Raw genomic sequence first — 17,175 nt, 5'->3', positions numbered from 1 at the left:
CTGGCTCTTCAAGCTTCGATCAACGCCAGGCTATGGCGGGCGACGACGATCTCCTCGTCGGTGCCTATCACCCGCACGTCCACCTTGCTCTCCGCACTGCTTATGATTTCGGCATGGGCAACATTGGCCCCCTCGTCGAGCTCGATGCCAAGCCAGGCCAGCTTGCCGGATATCGCCGTGCGGATGGACGATGACCGCTCGCCGATGCCGGCGGTGAAGACGAGGCATTCGAGACCGCCCATCGTGTTGGCTAGCGCGGCGGCTTCCCTGGCGGCGCGGAAGGCGAAAAGCTCGATCGCCTCATGGGCGCGCGGATCGCCGCTCGCTTCCAATGCCCGCATGTCACCCGAAATGCCGGATACGCCGAGCAGCCCGGACTTCTCGTAGAGCATGGCCTGCAGATCGTCGGCTGCAACGCCCTTTTCGAGCAGGAAGTACAACAGCACGCCGGGATCGATCGCGCCGCAGCGCGTACCCATGACGAGGCCATCCAGCGCGGAGAAGCCCATCGTCGTATCGACGCTTCTGCCTTGCCGCAGTGCGCAAAGGCTGGCGCCGTTGCCCAGATGGGCGATGACCGTCCGTTTCGCCGCGAGGGCTGGCGAGATCTCGCGGAGCCGCCCAGCGATATATTCGTAGGAGAGACCGTGAAATCCGTAACGGCGTACCCCTTCCGCTTCATATTTGCTCGGCAGCGCGAAGCGCCGCACGAGCGGGTCGATCGTTTGGTGGAAAGCGGTGTCGAAACATCCGACCTGTGGCAACTCAGGTCGCAAGGCGGCTATAGCGCGGACCGGCGCGAGGCTGCGAGGCTGGTGCAGCGGCGCCAGCGGCGTCAGCCCGTCGATGGCGTCGATGACGGCGGGCGTCAGACGCACAGGCTCGGTGAATTCGCTCCCGCCATGCACGATGCGATGGCCTGCACAGACCAGTTTTCTGCCGCCGACTTCGCTGTCCACCCAATTCAGCAGCTCGCCAATGACAGCATCGTGCGCATCACCCGCGGTGAACTGCCGATCGCACTGCACCGTTCCGTCAGCCGCTTTTGCGGTGAGCCTGGGGGCGTCGCCCAGATCCAGCATCCCGCGCGAAACGAGCCGCAGGCCATTGGACCGGGCAAGATCGTAAAGCGCGAACTTGACGCTGGACGAGCCGGCATTCAGCGCCAGGACCGACCGAGGCATCATCGATCGGCCTTCGCGACGCCCGCGGCCGGCCAGCTCCATTTCTGGATCTCGGGCATGTCCTCACCGTGCTCGCGCACATAAGCCTTGTGCTTCGCCAGCCCGCGGTGAAGCTCGTTTACCAGGCTTTTGGCCCTTTCCGCCAGCCCCGGCACACGCGCGATCGCGGCCAGCGCGAGGTGATAGCGATCGAGCTCGTTGAGCACCACCATGTCAAACGGCGTCGTGGTGGTGCCCTCTTCGCGGAATCCATGCACATGCATGTTGTCGTGGTTGGCGCGTCGGTAGGTCAGGCGGTGAATGAGGTAGGGATAGCCATGATAGGCGAAGATCACGGGCCTCGTTTCCGTGAACAGCGCGTCGAAAGCCGGATCGGTGAGGCCGTGCGGATGCTCGGTGTTCGACTGCAACGTCATCAGGTCGACGACATTGACGACGCGGACCTTCAGGTCCGGAAGAGCCACGCGCAGAATGTCGGCCGCAGCCAGCGTCTCCAGCGTCGGCACGTCGCCGGCGCAGGCCAGCACCACATCCGGCTCCTCGCCTCCCGAAACCGTACCGGCCCATTCCCAGATGCCCGCGCCTGCCTTGCAGTGTGCTTCGGCTTCCTCGACGGACAGCCATTGCGGTGACGGCTGCTTGCCGGCGGTGATGACGTTGATCCGGTTGTAGGTCCTCAGGCAATGGTCTGTGATCCACAGCAGCGTGTTGGCATCCGGCGGGAAGTAGAGCCTGACCGTGTCGGCCTTCTTGTTGGCGACCAAGTCGGCAAAGCCCGGATCCTGATGACTGAAGCCATTGTGATCCTGCCGCCAGACATGAGACGTCAGGAGATAGTTCAGCGAGGCGATTGGTTTGCGCCAGGCGAGCTCACCGGAAGTCTTCAGCCATTTGGCGTGCTGGTTGACCATCGAATCGACGATGTGGATGAATGCCTCATAGCATGAGAACAGCCCGTGGCGCCCGGTGAGCAGATAGCCTTCCAGCCAGCCCTGGCAGAGATGTTCGCTCAAGACTTCCATGACGCGGCCGTCGCGGGAAAGATGGACGTCGTACGGTTCGAGATGCTCCATCCAGACCCGATCCGTGACCTCGAACACATCGTCAAGGCGGTTGGAGGATGTCTCGTCCGGTCCCATCAGCCGGAAATTCCGCGCCTCGGCGTTGAGGCGAAACACCTCGCGAAGATAGCTTCCGCAAATTCGCGTCGCTTCGGCAATGACGCCTCCCGGACGGGGCACTTCGAGTGCCAGGCTTTTCCAGTCCGGCAGCACCAACTCGCGCTTCATCAGCCCGCCATTCGCGTATGGAGTTGCGCCCATCCGCTTTGTGCCTGTCGGGGCGAGTTCTGCGAATTCCGGCAGCAGATGTCCGTCTTTGTCGAACAGTTTTTCCGGCTCGTAGCTTCGCATCCAGTTCTCGAGGATCTTGCGGTGCTCGTCATTGCCGCGGGCGTTCGATACCGGCACCTGATGCGCGCGCCAGAAGCCCTCGACCTTCTTTCCATCGACCTCCTTCGGCCCAGTCCAACCCTTTGGGCTGCGCAAGACGATCATCGGCCATAGCGGACGTTCGCCGAGCCATCCCGGCTTGCGGACCCGTTCCTGGATGGAGCGGATGCGGTCCAGCACCGCATCAAGCGTGCCGGCCATCGCCTGGTGCATGGCAACCGGCTCGTGACCTTCGACGAAGAACGGCTGATAGCCGTAGCCGGCGAAGAGGCTTCGCAATTCCTCGTCGTCCATGCGTCCGAGGATCGTCGGGTTGGCGATCTTGTAACCGTTGAGATGCAGGATAGGCAGGACGGCACCGTCCGTCGCTGGATTCAGGAATTTGTTGGAATGCCATGCCGCGGCGAGCGGACCGGTCTCCGCTTCGCCGTCGCCGATCACGCAGGCAACCACCAGATCCGGATTGTCGAACGCCGCGCCGAAGGCATGGACCAAGGCATATCCGAGCTCCCCACCCTCATGAATGGAACCGGGCGTTTCAGGCGCCGCATGGCTCGGTACGCCGCCGGGGAAGGAAAACTGCCGAAACAGTTTTCTCAAGCCGTCTTCATCTCGGCCGATATCGGGGTAGATTTCGCTGTAGGTGCCCTCGAGCCAGGTATTGGCGACCATTGCGGGGCCGCCATGGCCGGGACCGCAGATAAACAAAACATCGAGATCGCGCTCGCGAATAATCCGGTTCAGATGCAGATAGAGGAAATTGAGGCCCGGCGTCGTGCCCCAATGGCCGAGCAGTCGCGGCTTCACGTGCTCGGGCTTCAGCGGTTCACGCAGCAGCGGATTGTCGAGCAGGTAGATCTGGCCGACCGAGACATAGTTCGCGGCCCGCCAGTAGCGATCCATGAGGGCGATCCGTTCGAGGCCGATCCCCTGCGTCGCGGCAGCCTTGTCGTTCATCGAGAATCTCCAGCATCGGTTCGCTGGTGATAACTGGAGCGACCTAGCGGCCGAGCAACCCCTGGCTGAACCGCTACGTCGTGATCGATACGGCGGACGGTGCTCGCGGTTGGCACCGGCTCAGACTATGCGGCCGCGGTGATGAGCCGTATCGTCGAACAGGTCTACACGAGCGTCATTGCGGTTCAGCGCAGCTCGTCCGAACCGTCAGCGACGCCCACGCGATGCCGATAGACCATTTCCCATCCTTTCCAGCCCGTAAACAGCAGGATGAGAACCACGATCAATGACAGGACCAGGCCGGTGGGCACGACGGCTGCTTCCCCGTGCATGTATCGGGAGTACCAGTTGTAGAGTTCGATCAGGACGACGAGCACATTGCCTCCGGCATGAAGCCATGCCGTATTGAGATTGCGAATTTGAACATCGCCCAGGACATCCGTCAGGCCGGCAAGGGCGGCCAGTGCCGCCATTATCAAACCCGCCCCGAGAAGCCAAAGTGTGCCGGTAACCCATCCCGGATTGGCGGTTTGCCAGAAAATCAGGTCGCAAACCAACGTGGCAGCAAAAAACGCGATCGGGAACGGAATCAACATGGGATGAATTGGATGGCCGGCGATGCTTGCAGTGCTGTGCGGGTTGTGGGTCATCGTAATGCCTCCAACCGACGTGGCGCCGTCGCGTCCACGTCGGACCGCGGTGCATGTCTAAGACGGCGTGCAGCGAGGACATAAACTCCTCTGCCACGGGCAAAACGTTGCTTTCGATGGAATGTTCCACAAGCTGGTCGGACGATGCCGCGAACGGAGGCGAAGCGCCGCAGTGCCGATCATCCAAGACCGGGGATCGTCCTCGTCTTGCCGCTGATATGCGCGCCCAGCGTCAGCGCTTGCGGGAAATTCCGGACGGCGGCCCCCACCAATGCGGGGCCGCCCGGGCCGAGGGCCATTCGGGCTATGGCCGTGGCTGCGTAGACCCGCGTCAAAAACAATCCTCTCCACGCCGCTTGGTACCGTCTGCCGGCAGCCTCGCGGCCTGCCCGGCCGCTTGGCGCGCCTGCGAGTTCCGTGGCCAGCAGCCAACTGGACTGAAGCGCCATCGAGATGCCTTCGGCGATGATCGGATGAGACTCCCCTGCGGCATTGCCGACGCGGAAGATATCCTTTTCATAGCAGGTGCGGATGCCGGGCCGGATAGGGCCGGCTGCAAGCCACGGACCGTCGAGGCGGGCTTCACCAAGAGCATCGCTCACGCCTCGGCAGGAAGCCATGATATGGCGAAAGACCGCGTCAGCGGCCGATAGACGGCCATCAGGCCCGGAGCCAAGCTTGCTGCGCAGCCGCGCGAGCATGTCGCGCCTTATGCAGCACGAGATCGACATGCGACCGTGATCGGCGAGGACCATGCCACCATAACCGCCGGGAAATAGCAGCAGAGGCATCAGATCAGGCGAGAGTGAGGACCCGGTGAAGTGCGCCTTGAAGCCGAGCAGGTCCGATGGGTGGCTGGCCTTTTCGAATTGGCTTGGCAGCGGTCCCGGTTCCCAGGAACCATGCGCGGCGACGATCACCGGAGCCCGCAAGCTTGTCGCCTCGCCCCGGAAATGCTCGTCTCTCGCCTGAATTCGCACCGCTTGCATATCGCCATCATGGTCGATGACGACAGCGCGGCAAGGCTGGAAGATCTCGGCGCCCGCCGATTGCGCCGCCCGCAGCAACAGAAAGTCCAGCATGTCCCGGCCCAGCGCGCGGCCAAAGCCGTCTTTTGCTTTGGGCCCATATCTTGCCCCCGGCATCGGCGCCTCGACGCGGATCTGGCCGGAAAAGAGGCCGACACGGCGGATTTCGGGGCCGGCATCGGCGCGCCAGGCCTCGCCGATCTCCAGCCGGTCGAGAAGCGCCAGATTGCTCGCCGAGATGAATTCGCCGCACACCTTGCGGCGTGGAAACGCGTTCTTTTCGACAATCGCCACGGCCCATCCGCGCCGGGCCAGCAGCAGCGCGAGCGAAGCGCCCGCCGGGCCGGCGCCGATGACGATCGCGTCGTGGGTGGACGGTCGCCTCATGGGTCGTCTCGAGCCGGCCCGGCGCCGACGAAGACGTGCGAAAAGGGACCGGCGCGCCGCTCTTCGAGCGGCCTGCCGCCGGCCGCGAGCCAGAGGTCGGAAAGCTCCCTGCCACGAAAGCCGGCGCGCACACTCTGGGCCGCGTCATGCCGCGTGACGTCGTTGGCGCCGATCGCCGGAAGAAGCCGCGCCGCGGCGAGCGCCGACATTGCCCTCAGCGGTTCGGCCGCCAAGAGCAATGGTGCTTTCGGCGCCAGCAGAGAAAACAGACGCACGAGTTGGGCGTCGTCGAAATGATGCAGGAACAGATTGACGGTGATCACGTCATAGAGTTCGCCGTCCGCCGTTTCCGCCCAGTCGAAGACGTCGGCCGTGATGCTTTCGAGCTTCCATCCCAGCCTGTCGAAATCCGCGCGGAGGCCGGGGGTCGCGAGGCCGACGCGATCGAGCATCGTCAGCTCGACGCCATGCCAGTGCCTTGCCATTCGCCGCGCGAGCTTGAGCATGAAAGTGCCGTCGCCGGCGCCGATCTCCAGCATGCGGCGCGGCGGCTTTGGCACGAATTTCCTGAGCAGCGACGCCATGATCGGCGCCTGAAACATCAACACGTTGATACGACGCAGGTCGCGGCGCGAGGCGAGCGCCCGCGGATCGTCGGCCGCAAGCCCGTCAAGGATTTCCGGAACGAGGCTGCGGTGGCTGAGCGCGTTCATGACACCGTCCGAAAAAGCATGGTTTCGGCCGTCAGTCCGGGTCCGAACGACATGCCGCAGCCGAGCAGCCCGGACGGCGCCTTCAGCATCTCCGCCATCACGAACATGACCGTCGCCGACGACATGTTGCCGTATCGGCGCAGCACCTCGCGGGACGAAATGAGCGCGGCGGGCTCGAGTTTCAGCGCCCTCTCGACGGCATCGAGAACCGAACGTCCGCCCGGGTGGACGGCCCACAGGTCGATCGCATCCGGTGGCCGGCCGCCGAGAATGGCGCCCTGGTTGCGCTGCAACACGTCTTGGATCGCCGCCGGCACCTGGCCGGAAAGAACCATGTCGAAGCCGTTGTCGCGAATATCCCAGGTCATCAGCTGCCGCCGCTCGTTGGCTACAATGCAATGAAAGCTGTCGAGTTCAATGCCGGGCGGCTCGGCAGTGACGAGCGCTGCCGTGCAGCCATCGCCCCACAGGCAGAAGGACAGCAGCTTTTCCAGCTCGGTGGTTTCCTTGAGATGCAAGGTGCAGATTTCGATATTGACCAGCAGGACCTTGGCCTGCGGATCCGACCTGACGATATGGCGGGCAAGCTTGAGGCCGTTGATCGCCGCGTAGCAGCCCATGAAACCGATCATCGTGCGTTCGACGCCTTCCGGCAGACCGCAGCGCTGAATCAGGTCCAAGTCGATGCCGGGGGCGGAAAAGCCGGTGCAGGTGGTTGCGATCAAATGGGTGATACGCGATGCCTCGTTGCCGAGGCGCAGTCCGTCGACGCCCTTCTGCGCCAGGACCGGTGCGGCTTCGCCAAACATCGCCATTCTCGCGGCCGTTCCAGGAAATGCGCCGCGAATGAAGGTTCCAGCAAGGTCGGCTGCGGGACCTTCGGGGTCGAGCGCGGGCGCAAAACAGGAAAAACGGCTCTCGATGCCACCAAGGCCGGCCATGCGTTCGAAGATCCTCCGGCGATCGGCGGCGAGCATGGAAGCCGCGAACCGAAGATAGAACTGGTGAACCTCATGGTCCGGAACCGCTGTCGCGATCCGCTTGATATAGGCGTTAGCAGGCATTTCCGTTCTCCCTGGGCGCCGTGCGCACCGTGACACTGCCGGCCGGAGGGTCTTTGCTCGATGGACACCAGTGTTGGACGCCTGGTTCGAGCCTCGTCTGTTCCACTAACGCTTCAGAAAACTGGTTTCATCCCGGACCTGTTCCAACCCGGATTGCAGGCCAATCGAGCAATGCGGAGCGAACAGGGAACCTTGGGACCGTCCGGCGGTTAGAGACTTGAACCGGGGAGCCGTTCGACGGAGCGGATACGGCCGGCCCGATGTCATTGCATGACACCTCTGGGAATTGCGGACAAGCAGCCGCCAAGGGAGCTGACAATGCTCGATCTCTCTCGTGCTCGCGACCGAATGGTCAACGTTCATGTCGGCCGACGCGGCATCCACAACCGTGAGATCCTGCAGGCCATGCGCGAAGTTCCGCGCGAGGCTTTCGTGGATCCCGGCTTCGAGGAATTCGCTTACGAAGACAGCCCCCTGCCGATCGCCGACGGTCAGACCATATCCCAGCCCTACATCGTCGCGCTCATGATCGAGATGGCGAATGTCAAACCTGGCGACCACGTGCTCGAGATCGGCACCGGCTCCGGCTACGCGGCCGCGGTGATGAGCCGGATCGTCGAACAGGTCTACACCATCGAGCGTCATCCGGGCCTTGCCCAAACGGCGAAGCGGCGGTTCGAAAAACTTGGCTATAGGAACATCGAGGTCCGGACAGGCGACGGCACCAAGGGCTGGCCGGAGGCAGCGCCCTATGACGCCATCGTGGTGACGGCTAGCGGCCCCGGCGCGCCGCTGGCCCTCCAGGAACAACTCGATGTCGGCGGCAGGCTCATCGTTCCGGTCGGCGAGGATCTGGATTCGCAACGTCTGCTCAAGGTCACGCGCACGGGTGCGGCGACCTACAACGAGGAGGATTTCGGCGGCGTGCGGTTCGTCCCTCTCATCGGCGAGCAGGGCTGGCCCGAAAGCGGCGAACCCGCCGTCAGTCGTCCGCTGCGGCATCCGTATCCGCTCAGCCTGCCTGACATGATCGCGGCGGCGGCCGAACGGCTTCCGGATTTCGACGACCCGGCCTTCGGCGAGTTGTTCGATCGGTTCGCCGACCGCCGCGTGGTCCTGCTCGGCGAGGCGAGCCATGGCACGTCGGAGTTCTACAGGGCGCGCGCGGCGATCACCCGTCACCTCATCGAGAAGCACGGCTTCACCATCGTTGCGGTCGAGGCGGACTGGCCCGATGCCGCCGCGATCGACCGCTACATTCGCCACCGGGCACACAGGGCCGGCGCCGAGGCGCCCTTCCAGCGGTTCCCGACCTGGATGTGGCGCAACACGGATGTCGCGGCCTTCACCGACTGGATGCGACGCCACAATGGCAAGCTCGAGCCGTCGGCCCAGGCCGGATTCTACGGCCTCGACATCTACAATATGAGGGGGTCGATAGCCGCGGTCCTCGACTATCTCGACCGGGTCGATCCGCAAGCCGCAAGGATAGCGCGCGAGCGCTATGGCTGCCTGACTCCGTGGCAACACGAACCGTCCACCTACGGGCGCGCGGTGCTCACCGCCGGCTATAGAAAATGCGAGAAAGCGGTGCTCGAGCAGTGCCGGGACCTGCTCGCCAGGCAACTTGATTACGCGCGACAGGACGGTGCCGACTTTCTCGACGCCAGCCAGAACGCCCGCCTGATCACCTCCGCCGAACAGTATTACCGGATCATGTACTATGGCGGCGCGGAATCCTGGAACCTGCGCGACACCCACATGTTCGAGACGCTGGAACATCTGCTGGATGCCGGCGGACCCAATTCAAAAGCGGTCGTGTGGGCGCACAATTCGCATATCGGAGATGCCCGCTTCACCGAGATGGGCGTCGTCAGGGACGAACTGAACATCGGTCAGCTCTGCCGGGAGCGTTTCGGCGACGGCGCGGCGCTGATCGGTCTCGGCACGCATTCCGGCACCGTGGCCGCCGCCTCCGACTGGGACGGGGACATGGAGGTGAAACAGGTGCGCGCCTCTCATGCCGACAGCTACGAGCGGCTTTGCCACGATTGCGGCGTTCCGCGTTTCCTGCTCGACCTCGGGCGCGACGCGGCATTGCGCGAGCGGCTGCTGGAGCGCCGGCTTGAGCGCTTCATCGGCGTGATCTACCGGCCGGAAACCGAGCTGGGCAGCCACTATGCCGACGCGTCCCTGCCCCAGCAATTCGACGCGTTCGTATGGTTCGACAAAACCACCGCGGTGACGCCTCTCGGGCCGCAACACGCGAGAGCCGGCGTTCCCGACACCTATCCTTTCGGACTTTAAAGCATTTCGGAGGCTGCATGCGGCGTGATCCCCGCGGGATCGCGCCGCATTGCGGCTTCCGTCCCGGTCGGGCTCAGCCTTTCGCGGCGGCCTCCAGGCCGGCGATGTCGAACTTCACCATCTTGAGCATCGCTTCGGACACGCGCCTAGCCTTGTCACGGTCGGGATCGTTCATGAGTTCGCCGAGCCGCTTCGGCGTGATCTGCCAGGACAAGCCCCAGCGATCCTTCAACCAGCCGCATTGCTCCACCGAGCCGCCATCTTTCAGAGCATCCCACAGGCGATCGATTTCAGCCTGGGTTTCGCATTCGATCATGATCGAGAAACTGTGGTTGAACGGGTCGAGGGGGCCGGCCTCGATGGCCATGTAGCGTTGGTCGCCGAGCGTGAAGCCCGCGATCCTGACGCTGCCGGCAGGTCCGCTGGGGCTGTCGGCGGGCAGGCTCGAAATCCAGCCGATCGACGAACCGGGGACCAAGGACGTGTAGAGGCCGATAGCGGCCTCCATGTCCTTCTCGAACCACAGGTGCTGCGTGACTTTCATGCCAATGCTCCTTCCTTTTGCGTGCCATCAGGGGGCGCCGGGCGCGTGAATGCGGCCTCGCAGGGCCAGGCGCATGTCCCAAGGACGTCGCAGCCATCTTGCTCCCGACAGGCCGGCCCGATTTCTTCACGCCCGGTTTGCCGGACCGCCAAACCCCGCCAGCTGACTCCAACGGGACTTTTTGCCACGACGCCGGCCCGTGGCCGGGTCACCCAGCGGGGCTTGCAAAGCTTGGCCACGGCTCCGCCGGCGGGCGCGAACTAGCGGATCAGCGGCCTGCCATCGGGACCGCCGCTTTCGCCTTATTGCGCGCGCCTTATTGAGCGCTCAGCGACGCGACGCGGTCGAGGGCGGCGCCGAGGCCTTTTAGGGAGACGGGGAAGTTGAGCTTGGTCTCGGCGTCGGTGGTGACGTTGAGCGTCAATACGCCGCCCGCCTTCAGCTTCTGCGCCAGCGCCCGGTCGATCGGAAACTGCGCCACGCATCCGTTCGGCAAGCAGGTGCGGAACCGCAGCTGGCCCAGCGGCGGCCTGTCGTCGATCTGGATCGTCACGCCTGGGTCGAACAGGATGCCGAATGGCAGAAGCAGGGTTCCGGTCAAGCCACCCTTCGGCCCCGTGCGCAGCTCCAGCGCCAGCAGCCTCTGGCCGTTCTTCTGCGTCTGGTCCTGCGAAACCGAGCAGGACCGTGCATTGTCGCGGATGGTGCAGGCCAGGCTCCAGTCCTGATAGGTCTCCTGGAGCGACGACGCGCCGTTTGGAAGCGTGGCCGCCAACTGCTGTTGCGCCGAGGCAGCGGACGCGGACAAGACCGCCGCGCAGATTGCGGCCGCCTTCAGAAAAACAAATCTGTCAAACAACGATTGCGACTTTCTCTTTCGGGTTCACGCGAATGACCCCGAAAACCGGATGCGATTTTCGGGGCCGGAGGGCACGGTCATCTGCCTTATGCGGGCGGCTATGTACAGACCCACTCGCGGATCTTGCATTGGGTTCCCGCCGCCTCGCAGGCATGCAGAGCGAGATCCTCCGCGTCCTTGCGGGTCTCGGCGGAGTTCGCGCCCCAGGGCGTCAGCCGGTCGGTCTGTTTCTTCTCGGCCACGGCCAGCGCGCCGCAGTGCTTGTAGGGAAAGCCCGTCTCGTCGTCGTCGGTCCAATGGCGGTGGTTGCGGAACACGGTGACGATTGTGCAGCCCTTGCCGCCGGCGTTCTCGCAATATTTCATCGCGGCATCCTTCGCCTCCTGGCGCTTGTCGGCGCCCCAGAAGAAGCCGTGCTTGGTATCGAGGCTGGAATAGGCGATCGCCCCCCAGATGCCCTTTTCCTCTTTCGGCTCCGGCTCCGGCGGTGCCACAAGGTCGGCCGAGACAACCTGCCCGCTCCACAGCAAGGCCATGCACAAAACTGCCAGACGTCGCGATTTCATGGTCTGCAATCCTTTCCGGGAGCCCTCGCCCATTCGCCTATCCCGTGTCTTACTTCGCCGCCGACGCGATCGAGATCACCACGCAGCTATTGCCTGTCGGCAGGAGAAGCGCTTCACCCGAATTGCCGCCGAGCTCGTACACTTCGACCTGCCCGAGATGGTCGGTGATCTTGCTGCCTTGCGGAAGAACGGACGGGATCTCCGAACACGGGCTGGCGAACGGCGCCACCCGCACCATCGCGCCTTCGCAACCCGACGCGGTGGGCGATGCGAAAACCACGCCTGCGGCCGGTCCGCTGTATTTTTCCGTCGCATAGTCCATACCGACAAGGGCCTGCACCGCGTGCTTGTCGGCGGCCTGGTCGTTCCACAAGGATTTGACGCTGTATTTCGCGCCCGTCGTCAGGATCTGTCCGAGCACCGGAAAGATTGTCGAGCAGGCCTGCACGCCGGCCTGCTTGACGTGTTCGAGGAAAGGCGAGTCCGGCAATGCGGGCGGCGCCGTCCCGGCCTGCGCGGCCGTCGAGGTGCCGACGAGACCGGCGATCGCGGCATAGTTCGCGGCAGCGAAGCCGATGCCCATCATGGCCAGCCCCAGCAGCGAGAAGCCGAGGACGCGCGGCCACCGCCGCGCTGGCTCGGCGGTCCTCGTGCGATCGGGCTCGACGATCCTCTTGCGGTCCGGCTCGACGCTCGGGCCACGCGTTGGGGAGATGAAAGGGTCTTGCTGGCTCACGGTGCTGCCTCGGTCATTTGATTGGCGCAAGGGCCTCGGACAGCCCCTTGAGCGTTGCGGTCACGGTAATGGTCTGGCCGTCGGCGGTCGGGTAGGAGATCGCCGGCGTTGCATTCTGCGCTATCTGCTGGCGCATGACGGGCCCCACCGGCAGCATGCCGACGCAGACCATTTCGTTGCAGCCATTCAAGTGAACGTCGATCGGGTCGCGCCCGTCGAATTTCACCGACACCAGGCCGTCGCTTTTCGCGTCCGGCGCGGTGCGCAGGATCATGTAGGGTTTGCCGTCCTCCGTGGCCGCGAGCGACCAGCTGAAGGCCATCTTGCCGGCCCCGTCCTCGATCACCTGCGTGACGTTGCAGATCTTCTTGCGCGCCTTGAGGTTCTCGTCGCAGATCAGCGTCCAGTTCTCGAAGGGCCGGATGGTGCGCTGGTACTGGCCCAGCTTCACCTCCGGCGGCACCGCCACGTCGGACGGCTTGATCCTGTAAGAGGTCATTTGCGCGGCGGCCGGCCCGGCGACCAAAAACAGGCCGCCGGCAAGCGCCAGGCAGGTCAGAAGGAAAAGCCGGGCATGATGGCTGGTTGCCCCGTTCATTCCCGCCTCAGTTCAACGTAAGGCTCAGGCCGGCGCCGACGCCGACATTTCCGCCCGCCGCCGTGCCCGAGACATTGCCGCGGATGCGGCCGTCCTCGCTGGTGTAGCCCGCGCCGAAGGCGAACGCGCTCGCATCCCGCCAGAAGCCGCCGCCGGCCGCCACGCTCAACTTTCCGGGACGGTCGTCGTAGCGCAGCGAGGCTGCGGCAAGGCCAATGGCCGCCGCTTGCCGTGCTTCGTCGCGAATGCCGCTGATGTCCGAATTGAGCTGGCCGAGTTTCTTGTCGGTGTAGTCGTTGGCTTGCTGGAGCGTCGTGCCCGCTACCTGATCGGTATAGGTCTTCGAATCTGCCAGCGTGAGCGACAGCCCGTCATTGAGTTGCTTCACGTTGACCGCATCGTTGTTCGCAACGCCCGGCCCGACATTGTGGATGACCACCGGCGCGCTCGGGTCGCCGCCGGCGAGAGTTATCGAGTTGGACTTGGTCCCGCCGTTCTTGTCGTACTGGACCGCAAACTCGTTCAGATCGCCGATATTCCCCTGCACCGCTTCGATAGCCTGGTTGGTCGCGTAGAGCTGGCTGCCGTTTATGGCGTCCGTGGAAGTGGAATTGATCTGGCCCGCGGCAACATTGGTGATGGTGCGCTCATTGCCGACGGTGCCGACGCTCACGGTGCTCGTCGGATTTGTTCCGGCGAACGCATAGCTGACGCCGTTGATCGTGGTGCCGGTGGTTGCGACCGCCGCCGCCGTCGTCGAACCCGCGCCAAGCGCGACGCTGCCCGGCTCGTTGGCCGTGGCGCCGGCGCCAAGCGCCATCGCCTGGGCGCCGTTCGCGGTCGAGCCCGTGCCGAAAGCAATGCTGTCGGCCTGATTGACCGTCGCGTTCTGGCCGATCGCGATGCCTCCCGGCGCCGTCTGCTGCACGACGGCGCCGTTGCCCATGCCGATGCCGTTGTCGCCGTTGACGGTCGTGCGCGGGCCGATCGCAACCGAATCGTTGCCGACCGCAAGCGAGTCGGAGGCAGTCGAATTGGCGTGGAAGTACTGGGTCCCGGTCACCGCGAAGGAGGTCAGCGCACCTTTCAACTGGCGAAGCGTCACCGCGTCCTGGTCTTCCGTGCCGTCGGCCACATTGGTGATCTGGCGATAGGAGCCGGAGGTTCCCACCGAGACGGCGCCGAGCAGGGTCATGTCGCTGGTATTGAAGGGAACGAGGCCGGTGCCGGCGAGGATCGATCCCGATGAGGGCGCTACCGCACGATCCGAAACAGAACCGGAACCGAGCGCCACGCCGCCGTCGATGCTGACATTGCTGTCGCGGCCGAGCGCCAGCGCGCTGTCGCCGGTGGCGGTCGCCTGGTAGCCGACGGCGGTGGAGCCTACGCCTTGCGCGAAGGAATCGGTCTGCGCCAGACCGGCCTCGTTGGTGCGGGCGTAGCGAATGCCGATGCCATTGGCGTCGGTGTAGGTGGTCGAGGTGTCGCCGGCGAGGTTGGTGATCGTGGCGCCGAGATTGGTTACGGAACCGCCGATCGTGCTGAGCGTGGTGCCGATGGCGTCGACGGCCTGGTTGGTGGCGAAAAGCTGCGAGCCGTTGATTGCATCAGTCGAGGACTCGCTGATCCGCCCAGCGGCGACGTTGGTGATGGTGCGCTCGGCGCCGACCGCACCGACGCTGACCGTCGAGAGCGGATTGGTGCCCTGGAAGGCGTATGTCGTGCCGTTGATCACGGTGTTGGGCGTGCCGACCGCCACGGCAGTCACCGAGCCCGAGCCGAGCGCGACGTCGCCTGCATTGCCGGCACTGGAGAGGGCGCCCAGCGCGAGCGCATTCTGGGCGCCGGCATTCGCACCCGCGCCGAGAGCCGCGGCCTGAAAGCCGGTGGCAAACGCATTCTGGCCGATCGCCGTGCTGGACGTGGCTGTCGCGTTGGCATTAGCGCCGATGGCGGTGCTGTATTGGCCCGAGGCGTTGGATATGTAGCCCATCGCCGTTGCGTCGAGAGCCGATGCGACGGCGCCGCTGCCGATGGCGGAGGCGTTGACGTCGGAGGCGCTCGAATTCACACCGGCCGCGATGGCGTTCGTCCCGGTCGCGGTCGCGACGGGTCCGATCGCGACGGAGTCCGTACCCGTCGCCGAGGAATCCGCCAGAACCGAGTTGGCGTGGAAATACTTGATGCCGCCGCCGACATTGATGTTGGTGATCGCCGCGCCGATGGCGTCGACCGCTTGGTTGGTGGCGAAAAGTTGCGAGCCGTTGATGGCGTCGGTCGAGGACCCGCTGATCCGCCCCGCCGCCAGGTTGGTCAGCGTGCGTTCGGCGCCGGGAGCGCCGATGCTGACGGTCGAGAGCGGATTGGCGCCCTGGAAGGCGTAGGTCGTGCCGTTGACCACCCCGCTCGCCGTACCGACTGCGGTCGTAGTCACCGAGCCCGAGCCGAGCGCCACGTCGCCGGAGCTCGCCGCCGCCGTCGCGCCATCGCCGAGCGCGACATTGCCCGCAAGGCCTGCGGCACCGGCCGTGGAACCGTTGCCCAGCGCCACCGAGCCTTGCCCAATGGCCTTGTTGTTGTTGCCGATGGCGACGGCGCCGTTGGCCATATTGGCTCCGGTGGCGGTTGCCGTGCCGTCGCTGTTGGCGATGTTGTTGGCGCCGCCGGTGAAGGCGCCGGTGCCGCTCGCATAGCTGGGATCGCCGATCGATACCGCGCCATCGCCGTAGGCGACGTTGTCGGCGCCGATTGCGACGGCTTTGCCTCCGCTTGCATTCGCCCTGGTGCCGATGGCGACGGCGTCGGCGGAGCTCGCAGTGGTCTGGAGACCGACTGCGATGGCGTTGGTTGCGGACGCCGACACATCCGTGCCGATGCCGATGGCGCTCTGTGCGCTGGCCCCGGCTCCAACGGTGCGCGCGCCGAGATAGATGGAGTTCAACCCGGACGCGCTCGCCGAAATGCCGATAGCGACGGCATTCGTGGCGCTGGTTACGGCGCCGATGCCGAGCGCGGTGCTACCGATTCCGCTAGCCGTGGCGCTGACGCCGGCGGCGAGAGAATTATCTCCTATCGCTTTCGCGCCAGATCCGAATGAGGAGGAGTTTGTGCCGCTGGCAACGGCCGTGTTGCCAACCGCCGTGCTGGCGGCGCCACTCGCAACCGTGGTGGTGCCCATCGCTGTGGCGGCCGTTCCCGTTGCCTTGCTTGCGCGTCCCATCGCAATGGTGTCAACTTGAGATGCCGTCACATCCGTGCCGATGGCGATGGCGCTCTGGGCCAGCGCTCCCGTTCCGGCGGCGGTGCGTGAGCCGAGATAGACGGCGTTTATCGCGGTTGCGGTCGACTGGAAACCGACAGCGACGGCATTCTGGCTGTTTGCGTTGGCGTTGGTACCTTGGGCAATGGTGTCCAGCCCCGACGAGACTGCTTGCACCCCGAACGCGATGGCGCGTCCCCCGGTGGCTTGGGACGCCCAGCCTCCGGCGAACGACTGGCCGCCACTGGCCAAGGAGCTGACGCCGAGCGCCGTGGAGTTACTTCCCGAAGCAACGGCGAAGGTGCCCAAGGCGCTGGCGCCCGCGTTAATGGCCTGAGCGTCGACGCCGAGCGCCACCGTATTGACGTTGTTCGAGATCGTGCCGGAGCCGATCGCCACTGCGCCGCCGGTGCCCGAGGCATTCGAATTCAGGCCGATGGCGACACTGTATTGCGCCGACGACTTGGACTGGAAGCCGAGCGCTATTGCCCAGGCATTGCTGGCGGCGGAGCCATTTCCGATCGCTATAGCTTCACCGGCGGTCGCGGACCCGCCGCCGGCCTGATATTGCGCCTGTGCCGGCGTGGCGAGGCCGAGCGCGGCGAGCGCCGCCAGGCCGCCGACGATGCTGGCCGGGCTGGCGGAGGAGGCCAAGGCCGAACGCACGCTGCCGCCGACGCCCAGCGTTCCCAGACCCATATTCTTGCGGCCAAGGCCGAGCACGCGATGGGCCATGCGCAGCACCGCCATCAGGCGGCGGCGTCCCGAACGCGAGCCGGCACCCGCGATCCAGTGTGCGGCGAAATTCACCGCGTGATGACGAACCAACGAGCCAGTCGAAATGCGATTGTCGGTCATGATCCCTCTCTGCC

General features: G+C 65.0%; 13 protein-coding genes. 1 reads left to right on the top strand and 12 read right to left on the bottom strand.

The features are described from left to right. Positions 1–8: 8 nt before the first annotated feature. From NKJ26_RS11965 to NKJ26_RS11940, 6 genes are all read right to left on the bottom strand, one after another. The gene (locus NKJ26_RS11965; RefSeq protein WP_352695498.1) at positions 9–1,184 is read right to left on the bottom strand and encodes an acetate/propionate family kinase; all 1,176 of its coding nucleotides are present in this window, start codon (positions 1,182–1,184) and stop codon (positions 9–11) included. After that, a complete protein-coding gene (locus tag NKJ26_RS11960; RefSeq protein ID WP_352695394.1) occupies positions 1,184–3,592 on the bottom strand; it encodes a phosphoketolase family protein in 2,409 nt (802 codons plus the stop codon). Before NKJ26_RS11960 ends, NKJ26_RS11965 begins: the two co-directional genes overlap by 1 nt. A 185-nt stretch (positions 3,593–3,777) precedes the next feature. Further along, positions 3,778–4,242, bottom strand: coding sequence for a DUF2231 domain-containing protein (locus NKJ26_RS11955; RefSeq protein ID WP_352601134.1), 465 nt, complete (start codon positions 4,240–4,242; stop codon positions 3,778–3,780). Between the two features lie 179 nt (positions 4,243–4,421). Further along, positions 4,422–5,657, bottom strand: a complete 1,236-nt coding sequence (locus NKJ26_RS11950; protein WP_352695393.1) for an NAD(P)/FAD-dependent oxidoreductase — start codon at positions 5,655–5,657, stop codon at positions 4,422–4,424. Next, a complete protein-coding gene (locus tag NKJ26_RS11945; protein WP_352695392.1) occupies positions 5,654–6,370 on the bottom strand; it encodes a class I SAM-dependent methyltransferase in 717 nt (238 codons plus the stop codon). Before NKJ26_RS11945 ends, NKJ26_RS11950 begins: the two co-directional genes overlap by 4 nt. After that, positions 6,367–7,434, bottom strand: a complete 1,068-nt coding sequence (locus NKJ26_RS11940; protein WP_352695391.1) for a type III polyketide synthase — start codon at positions 7,432–7,434, stop codon at positions 6,367–6,369. Before NKJ26_RS11940 ends, NKJ26_RS11945 begins: the two co-directional genes overlap by 4 nt. A gap of 318 nt (positions 7,435–7,752) precedes the next feature. Between NKJ26_RS11940 and NKJ26_RS11935 the strand changes: the two genes are divergently transcribed. Continuing rightward, a complete protein-coding gene (locus NKJ26_RS11935) occupies positions 7,753–9,741 on the top strand; it encodes a protein-L-isoaspartate(D-aspartate) O-methyltransferase (RefSeq protein ID WP_352695390.1) in 1,989 nt (662 codons plus the stop codon). A gap of 73 nt (positions 9,742–9,814) precedes the next feature. Here the strand turns inward: NKJ26_RS11935 and NKJ26_RS11930 are convergent, their stop codons facing one another. The 6 genes from NKJ26_RS11930 to NKJ26_RS11905 form a co-directional block, all read right to left on the bottom strand. Continuing rightward, positions 9,815–10,285 carry a VOC family protein gene (locus NKJ26_RS11930; RefSeq protein ID WP_352601142.1) on the bottom strand — a complete coding sequence of 157 codons (471 nt, stop codon included), beginning with the start codon at positions 10,283–10,285 and terminating at the stop codon, positions 9,815–9,817. 316 nt (positions 10,286–10,601) lie between these two features. Further along, the gene (locus NKJ26_RS11925) at positions 10,602–11,093 is read right to left on the bottom strand and encodes an invasion associated locus B family protein (RefSeq protein WP_352695389.1); all 492 of its coding nucleotides are present in this window, start codon (positions 11,091–11,093) and stop codon (positions 10,602–10,604) included. Positions 11,094–11,242: 149 nt separating this feature from the next. Beyond that, a complete protein-coding gene (locus NKJ26_RS11920) occupies positions 11,243–11,710 on the bottom strand; it encodes a DUF4189 domain-containing protein (RefSeq protein ID WP_027024289.1) in 468 nt (155 codons plus the stop codon). Between the two features lie 49 nt (positions 11,711–11,759). Beyond that, a complete protein-coding gene (locus NKJ26_RS11915; RefSeq protein ID WP_352695388.1) occupies positions 11,760–12,446 on the bottom strand; it encodes a hypothetical protein in 687 nt (228 codons plus the stop codon). Positions 12,447–12,459: 13 nt separating this feature from the next. Beyond that, positions 12,460–13,044 carry an invasion associated locus B family protein gene (locus NKJ26_RS11910; RefSeq protein ID WP_352695387.1) on the bottom strand — a complete coding sequence of 195 codons (585 nt, stop codon included), beginning with the start codon at positions 13,042–13,044 and terminating at the stop codon, positions 12,460–12,462. Between the two features lie 7 nt (positions 13,045–13,051). Beyond that, positions 13,052–17,161 carry a YadA-like family protein gene (locus tag NKJ26_RS11905; protein WP_352695386.1) on the bottom strand — a complete coding sequence of 1,370 codons (4,110 nt, stop codon included), beginning with the start codon at positions 17,159–17,161 and terminating at the stop codon, positions 13,052–13,054. Positions 17,162–17,175 lie beyond the last annotated feature (14 nt).

The sequence above is a fragment of the Mesorhizobium sp. M0152 genome (assembly GCF_040322415.1).
Taxonomy (GTDB): Bacteria; Pseudomonadota; Alphaproteobacteria; order Rhizobiales; family Rhizobiaceae; genus Mesorhizobium.
Note: the sequence above shows the minus strand (reverse complement) of the source record. Positions and strands in the feature narration are given on the sequence as shown.